Origin of the sequence: Scytonema hankhaensis NUACC26, from assembly GCF_045865695.1 — a bacterium.
GTDB lineage: Bacteria > Cyanobacteriota > Cyanobacteriia > Cyanobacteriales > Nostocaceae > Scytonema.
Genome location: NZ_BAACAP010000220.1, coordinates 85,685 through 92,632, shown reverse-complemented (window position 1 = coordinate 92,632; position 6,948 = coordinate 85,685). Strand labels below are relative to the sequence as shown.

The 6,948-nt window shown below is 41.8% G+C and carries 7 protein-coding genes; 4 read left to right on the top strand and 3 right to left on the bottom strand.

Annotation, left to right across the window (positions count from 1 at the left end; genetic code table 11):
• Nucleotides 1-90: 90 nt before the first annotated feature.
• From ACKTT2_RS30540 to hisF, 3 genes are all read right to left on the bottom strand, one after another.
• A complete protein-coding gene (locus ACKTT2_RS30540; protein WP_407893780.1) occupies nucleotides 91-573 on the bottom strand; it encodes a DUF4262 domain-containing protein in 483 nt (160 codons plus the stop codon).
• Between the two features lie 95 nt (nucleotides 574-668).
• Nucleotides 669-866, bottom strand: a complete 198-nt coding sequence (locus tag ACKTT2_RS30535) for a hypothetical protein (protein ID WP_017745655.1) — start codon at nucleotides 864-866, stop codon at nucleotides 669-671.
• A 102-nt stretch (nucleotides 867-968) separates the two neighbouring features.
• The gene (gene hisF / locus ACKTT2_RS30530; protein WP_407893777.1) at nucleotides 969-1,736 is read right to left on the bottom strand and encodes an imidazole glycerol phosphate synthase subunit HisF; all 768 of its coding nucleotides are present in this window, start codon (nucleotides 1,734-1,736) and stop codon (nucleotides 969-971) included.
• A gap of 195 nt (nucleotides 1,737-1,931) precedes the next feature.
• On the opposite strand from hisF, the gene ruvB reads away from it, so the two are divergent.
• From ruvB to ACKTT2_RS30510, 4 genes are all read left to right on the top strand, one after another.
• Nucleotides 1,932-3,032, top strand: coding sequence for a Holliday junction branch migration DNA helicase RuvB (ruvB, locus tag ACKTT2_RS30525; protein WP_407893775.1), 1,101 nt, complete (start codon nucleotides 1,932-1,934; stop codon nucleotides 3,030-3,032).
• A gap of 209 nt (nucleotides 3,033-3,241) precedes the next feature.
• Nucleotides 3,242-4,048, top strand: coding sequence for a tetratricopeptide repeat protein (locus ACKTT2_RS30520; protein WP_407893773.1), 807 nt, complete (start codon nucleotides 3,242-3,244; stop codon nucleotides 4,046-4,048).
• A 291-nt stretch (nucleotides 4,049-4,339) separates the two neighbouring features.
• Nucleotides 4,340-5,611: a glycosyltransferase gene (locus ACKTT2_RS30515; RefSeq protein WP_407893771.1), complete on the top strand. Its 1,272-nt coding sequence runs from the start codon at nucleotides 4,340-4,342 to the stop codon at nucleotides 5,609-5,611.
• 53 nt (nucleotides 5,612-5,664) lie between these two features.
• Nucleotides 5,665-6,933 carry an alpha-1,2-fucosyltransferase gene (locus tag ACKTT2_RS30510; protein WP_407893769.1) on the top strand — a complete coding sequence of 423 codons (1,269 nt, stop codon included), beginning with the start codon at nucleotides 5,665-5,667 and terminating at the stop codon, nucleotides 6,931-6,933.
• The last annotated feature ends 15 nt before the right edge of the window (nucleotides 6,934-6,948 follow it).

Below are 6,948 nucleotides of genomic sequence, written 5' to 3'. Positions count from 1 at the left end.
TTATCCAGTGCATGAGCAATTCCTAAATCCTTGCACCATTGAGGAATTATTTCCTCGCCCAACGTCTTACAAAAAGAAATGTTCAGTCAATCATGGACTAGGAGATAACTCTTGCCATGCTAAAGGCTGACAGAGTTTGGTTTTCATTTCACAGTCGTCTTCCCAAGGAAATTTACCTTTGGGGTCAGTCCAAATAAATTGGAGCACTGGAAAATTCACATGACCGTAGAATCTGACAGCTATACCAAAAAGTTCCTCTCTAATATCGCTGTCATTATTTGGGATATCTTTAAATATGACGGGATACTTTTGTACTAAGTCCGTATAGATAACGTTGGGCTGAATAACCTCCCCTCTTTTTACCCGATCGCCCACGTCGTTAAGTAGGGTAAAAGCAATTTCAATAGGGAGTCCAAACAAAATAATTTCTGGATGTTTGTAGTTGTGGAACAAACCTATGGTGTAGGCAAAGCCAGGGCTGTCTTTCTCAGCACCTATACCCATGACTTTCCAGCCCGGTTCCCCTTCTACATTTCTCAGAACGTCGTTTAATAAAGCAACATAGTCTGTCATAAATTTATTTCTAAATCGATTTTGTTTACTATCTTGCTCTATATTGACTAATAGCTAATTGATAAAGTTTACCATTTAGCTTCAGCCATTGACAACTATCCGTATGATGCTTGTAGCAAGTAACTCATGCAGTGTCCCATGAGAAAGTAAACAACTAACATGGCAGCTGCTGCAAGAGCCACTAGCGTCCCAGCCAGCATCAAAGAAAATTCTTTGTTCTCATATGCTTTTTCCATTAGGTGTAGCGACCAAGCAACCAGCGCTACATCAAATACTAAAATAGGTATCAACATATCTTTACTATATTAATTCTTGTTAACTTATATTAACATCGTTTCCAAGAACTGTGTTGAACTACTCTAGCTGCGGATACAAAATGTTCTTGCTGCTTAGGTTTACACTCTGACGGAAATATGGCGATCGCTCAAATAAGACTTGATCTCACTCACGCTTAACTGTCCGTAATGTAAAAGTGATGCTAGTAAAGCTGCTTCTGCTTTACCTTCTGTTACAGCAGCATAAATATGCTCGCAGTTGCCAGCGCCACCAGATGCAACAACTGGAATTTGTACGGCTTCAGCAATAGCACGTGTTAATTTTATATCATATCCTGCCTGAGTACCATCAGCATCCATACTGGTAACTAGGAGTTCTCCTGCTCCACGCTTTTCAGCTTCTTTTGCCCAGAATAAGGCATCTATGCCAGTATTTTCGCGCCCCCCACGCACGTACACGTCCCAACCTGGGTTATTGGGGTCTTGTCGTCTTCTGGCATCAATTGCAACAACTATGCACTGATTGCCAAAGCGATCGCTTGCCCGATTGATAAAATCTGGAGCTCGTACCGCCGATGAATTAATACTAACCTTGTCCGCCCCAGCTCGTAAAAGATTTTTAACATTTTCTAAGGTTTGGATACCGCCACCAACAGTCAAAGGAATGAAAACTTGTTCTGCAGTGCGGTAAACAACGTCAATAATGGTATCCCGGTCTTCATGAGTGGCTGTAATATCAAGAAACACTAACTCATCCGCACCAGCATCGTTGTAAACCTTAGCCATCTCCACTGGATCGCCAGCATCCTTCAAGTCAACAAAGTTCACTCCCTTGACAACACGTCCCGCCTTCACATCCAGGCAAGGTAAGATTCTCTTGGATAGCATCAGTACTTTTGCACTCCTGTCGCGCTCGTCCAGAACTTAAATTCTAAGGCGAGAGTATTACAAAATGAAAATTTTCTTAGAACGCTAAGATAGAGGGCTATGGGTGGAAAATAGAAGAAGGACAAGATTAGGTAAAGGTGTTAAATTTTCCCGTTACCCCTTGCCCACTCTCTATAAACGTTGATAGCTCGAACTATGGCGATTATCTCCTCCAAAAAACAGCCTCAAGATCCAAATGAAAACCCAAAAAAGCGTCATGAGTCAAGCGCATCACCGCCTAAAGACAATTTATTGCAACCCGAAGCAGCTGTTGACGAAGGCAAGCAAGAAGAAAGCATAAGACCGCAAAGATTTGCAGACTACATTGGGCAGAAGGATTTAAAAGAGGTATTGGACATCGCCATCAAGGCAGCTAAATCAAGAGGTGAAGTGCTGGATCACCTCCTACTGTATGGTCCTCCGGGTTTGGGCAAAACAACAATGGCGATGATTTTGGCGTCAGAAATGGGAGTCAGCTACAAAATCACGAGTGCGCCCGCCTTAGAACGCCCCAGAGATATTGTCGGGTTGTTGGTGAATCTAAAACCAGGAGATGTTTTATTTATCGATGAAATTCATCGACTGTCAAGAATGACAGAGGAAATTTTATACCCAGCAATGGAAGATTATCGCTTGGATATTACCATTGGTAAAGGTTCTAGCGCTCGGACACGGAGTTTACCACTATCAAAGTTTACCTTGGTGGGAGCTACAACTCGCGTCGGCGCACTGACTTCTCCACTACGCGATCGCTTTGGCTTAATTCAAAAATTGCGGTTTTATGAAGTAGAAGAACTGAGTCAAATTGTACTGCGAAGCGCCCAATTACTCCAAACCGCGATCGCAGAAGATGGAGCAACCGAAATTGCCCGTCGTTCTCGCGGAACACCCCGTATCGCCAATAGATTACTTAAGCGAGTGCGCGATTACGCCCAAGTCAAATCTTCTGGAGTTGTGAACGAAGTCGTTGCTGCAGAAGCATTGGAACTGTTTCAGGTAGATCCTTGTGGGCTAGATTGGACAGACCGCCGGATGTTAACCGTCATCATAGAACAATTTAATGGGGGTCCGGTAGGATTGGAAACAATCGCTGCGGCAACAGGAGAAGATACGCAAACCATCGAGGAAGTATACGAACCCTATCTCATGCAAATAGGTTATTTGCAACGGACTCCCCGTGGAAGAATGGCGACAGCATCAGCGTACAAGCATTTGGGTTACAAGCCTCCCAATCAACAGTTAACTCTTTTGCCGTAATTTCAATTGAATCATTGGATAATAATGTTATCTCATGTCTTGTGGAATAGTTTTTTATAGAATAGTTTCTTGTGGAACAGGCGTCCCGCCTGTTCTAAAGTGACGGGCGGGACGCCCGTACCACAAGAAATGAGAAATTCCCATTCCACAAAAAATGGGAAATTGGCTGGATCGCAAAAAACAAGAAGTATTATTGTCAAAAAACATCAATGCTAAGACTTATTGGGATTTTGCTAAGTGTATTGCTAATATTTGGTTGGGTTGAGCCAACTTTCGCAGCAACTCAATCATCAAATCTCACTCCAGAACAGATACAACAGCAAAATGAATTTGCCAACCAAGCTTTTGCTGCTACAAATAAGGGTGACTTTGCTACAGCAGAACTATACTGGACGAAGATTATAGAGCAATTTCCCGATAATGCAGCAGCTTTGAGTAATCGGGGAAATTCCAGAGTGAGTCAGAACAAATTGCAAGAGGCGCTGGCTGACTATAATAAGGCTGTGGAACTCGCACCAAATGTGACTGACCCCTACTTAAATCGCGGTACGGCATTGGAAGGGTTGGGAAGGTGGAATGATGCGATCGCAGACTATAACCACGTTTTGGAACTCGACCCAAAAGACGCAATGGCATATAACAATCGCGGAAATGCTTTGTCGGGTTTGGGAAGATGGGAAGATGCGATCGCAGACTATAGAAAATCTACTGAAATTGCCCCCAATTTTGCCTTTGCTCGTGCCAACTACGCCTTAGCGTTATATGAAACTGGCAAAGTAGACAAAGCCATCCGCGAAATGCGAAATATTACTCGTAAATATCCCAGGTTTGCTGATGTGCGTGCTGCGCTCACAGCAGCTTACTGGGTAAACGGACAAAAAGGAGAAGCAGAGAGCAACTGGGTATCAGCATATGGGCTTGACCCTCGTTATAAGGATATTAATTGGGTTGCCCATATTCGTCGATGGCCTCCTAGTTTAGTCACCGCCTTGGAAAAGTTTTTGACACTTAAGTAGCGATTAGGGATTGGGGATTAGCGATTGGGGATTGGGCAATAAATTACTTCGTTACCACCTATGCTTGATGTCTTAATTTATAAGCTAGACGTTCATGTGATGGCATCACACAATGGATTGCATAAAAATCTTTCTTTCCCAGTCCCTAATCCCCAATCGCCAGTCCCTATTTTCCAGACGTGCATAACTGGATAACACTGATACCTATTAAACATATAAGCTGCTATTGCGTAGCTATAGCCAGTGTGGTTTCATATCTTTAAAGTCACGTCAAGTAATACAATTTTTGCCATGACTCATTTTGGATTAATCTGTCCTGCATCAACTGGTCACCTCAATACCATGCTTCCCTTGGGGAAAGAACTGCAAAATCGCGGTCATCGCGTTACTTTAATTGGGGTACTTGATGGTCAATCTAGAACAATAGCAGCAGGATTGGAATTCCAAGCCATTGGTGAATCTGAGTTTCCTATTGGGGCAATGGCTCAAAGTTTGACAGAATTGGGGAAACTTAACGGATTGGCAGCAACAAAACACACAATTAACCTGCTGAAGCAGTCAGCAATTGTTATCCTTCGAGATTTACCAAAAGTTATCAAAGAGATAGGTGTAGAAGCACTATTAGTAGACCAAATTTCATCAGGGGGAGCATCTGTTGCAGAATCTCTGGGTATTCCTTATATAACTGTATGTAGTGCTGTAGTTCTCAATCGAGAACCAAGTATTCCCCCTCATTTTAAAAACTGGAGCTACAATCCAGCTTGGTGGGCATACCTACGGAATCAAATGGGTTACAAATTACTCACGAGCGTAAGTAAACCAATTAGAAAGACTGTAGCTGAGTATCGAAAACAGCACAACTTACCCTTACCCTCTCGCTCTAATGATGCTTTTTCTCCACTCGCTCAAATTAGTCAACAACCAGCAGAATTTGAATATCCAAGGCAGAATTTGCCCAAATGGTTCCACTTTACAGGTCCTTATCATAACTCAACTGGTCGTGAATCTATCGCTTTTCCATACGATAAGCTGACTGGACAACCGCTCATTTATGCTTCACTGGGAACTGTGCAAAATCGTCTCCAATATGTTTTCCAGGATATTGCTCGAGCGTGTGAAGGATTAAATGTTCAGTTGGTGATGTCTTTAGGAGGCGCACTCGCACCAGAAGCACTACCCAACCTACCCGGAAATCCTCTAGTTGTTAAATATGCTCCTCAGTTGGAATTGCTTCAAAAAGCTAGCCTCACAATTACTCATGCTGGATTAAACACCACGTTAGAATGCTTAACTCATGGTGTACCGATGGTTGCTATTCCCATTGCAAACGATCAACCAGGGATAGCTGCACGTATTGCTTGGACGGGAACGGGTGAAGTTGTTCCCCTACAAAAATTGAATGTATCTAGATTGCGAAATGCGATCGAGCGAGTTTTAACACAGGAATCTTACAAGCAGAATGCTTTGAGGTTACAAGAAGCGATTCGTAAGGCGGGAGGCGTGACTCGCGCTGCTGATATTGTGGAAAAGGCAGTAGCTACAGGACAACCAGTATTAGCTTAAGTGAGAACACCTTGGATAAAAATTTGAAAAACCTAGATTTTTTGAGTTAAGACATGGAAAAACCAAAATATACTACTGAAAGCGAAACTAATAGAGTGTTTAGCGTCTTTGACACTTTTAACAAAGATGCAGCAAGTGTCAAAACCACATCGACAGATACAGACAGTGATGCAACTGTCAGTGAACCTGTTCTCACAATGTCCAGTCTTGGTAAATTGGGACGCTTTGGCAATCAGTTGTTTCAGTATGCTTTCTTAAGAATTTGTGCAAAAAGGAGTGGAGCAAGGGTAGAGTGTCCTTCGTGGATTGGTCAAACTCTTTTTGGACATCAAGATGCACCCATCTCCCAACGCTTACCTCCTGCAATTGAGCAAAATGACTTTGGAACAACTTTATTCGATGTTGTTCCAGAATTCATTCCTTATCTTGAAAAACTAGCTGATGCCAAAAGCGATCGCATAGATTCAAAAGCTTTAGATTCCACTCTAGCTAACGTTGATTTATGGGGTTTTTTCCAATTACAAACCCAACTACTCAAACCACATCAAGAATACTTTCGGTCTCTTTTTCAGCCAGTTCCGGAACTGAAGTCACCATTAGAGGAAGGTTTAAATAAACTTTTTTCTAAAGGAAAAACAATCATTGCTATTCATATTAGACGTAGTGATTACATTACAGAACCAAGGGTTGGTTTTACATTGGTATTTCCTACAAAATGGTATTGTGAATGGCTCGACAGCATATGGAATGAAATAGAAGAGCCAATTCTTTACCTTTGTAGTGACGATCTCGATAGTATTCTTCCAGAATTTGAAAAATTTTCTCCAGTAACATGGAGAGATTTGGAAGTAAACATACCAGAAAGAATGAAAGATTTAAACATAGAGTTTTACATCGACTTCTTTATATTAAGCAAGTGTGACATAGTTTGTATCAGCAATAGTAATTTCAGCTTCGTTGCTAGCATGCTAAATGAGCGTGGTAAGATGTTTGTCCGTCCCCATTGGGATTTTTCTACAAAGTTTACAGTTTTCGATCCTTGGGACAGCGAACCATTATTGTGGTTGGGAACTCAACAGACAAAATTTAGTAAAAGTTGGACTGATATTGTATACACAACTTATGTTACTCAAGGTTTTTGGAGAATGCTTCAAAGTATATGTATTTACGCCCCTAATAGCTACATTAGAGGTTTGGGTCTTCGAGCATACTTGGGTTATCAAATTCAAGGAATTGTTGGTGTAGTTAAGAGCTTGTTGTATACATTAGGTTGGCGTTCTATGTGGAAACAATCGCCAAGTAGTTTCAAAATAATAAATTAAGTATTGAAAGTGCAT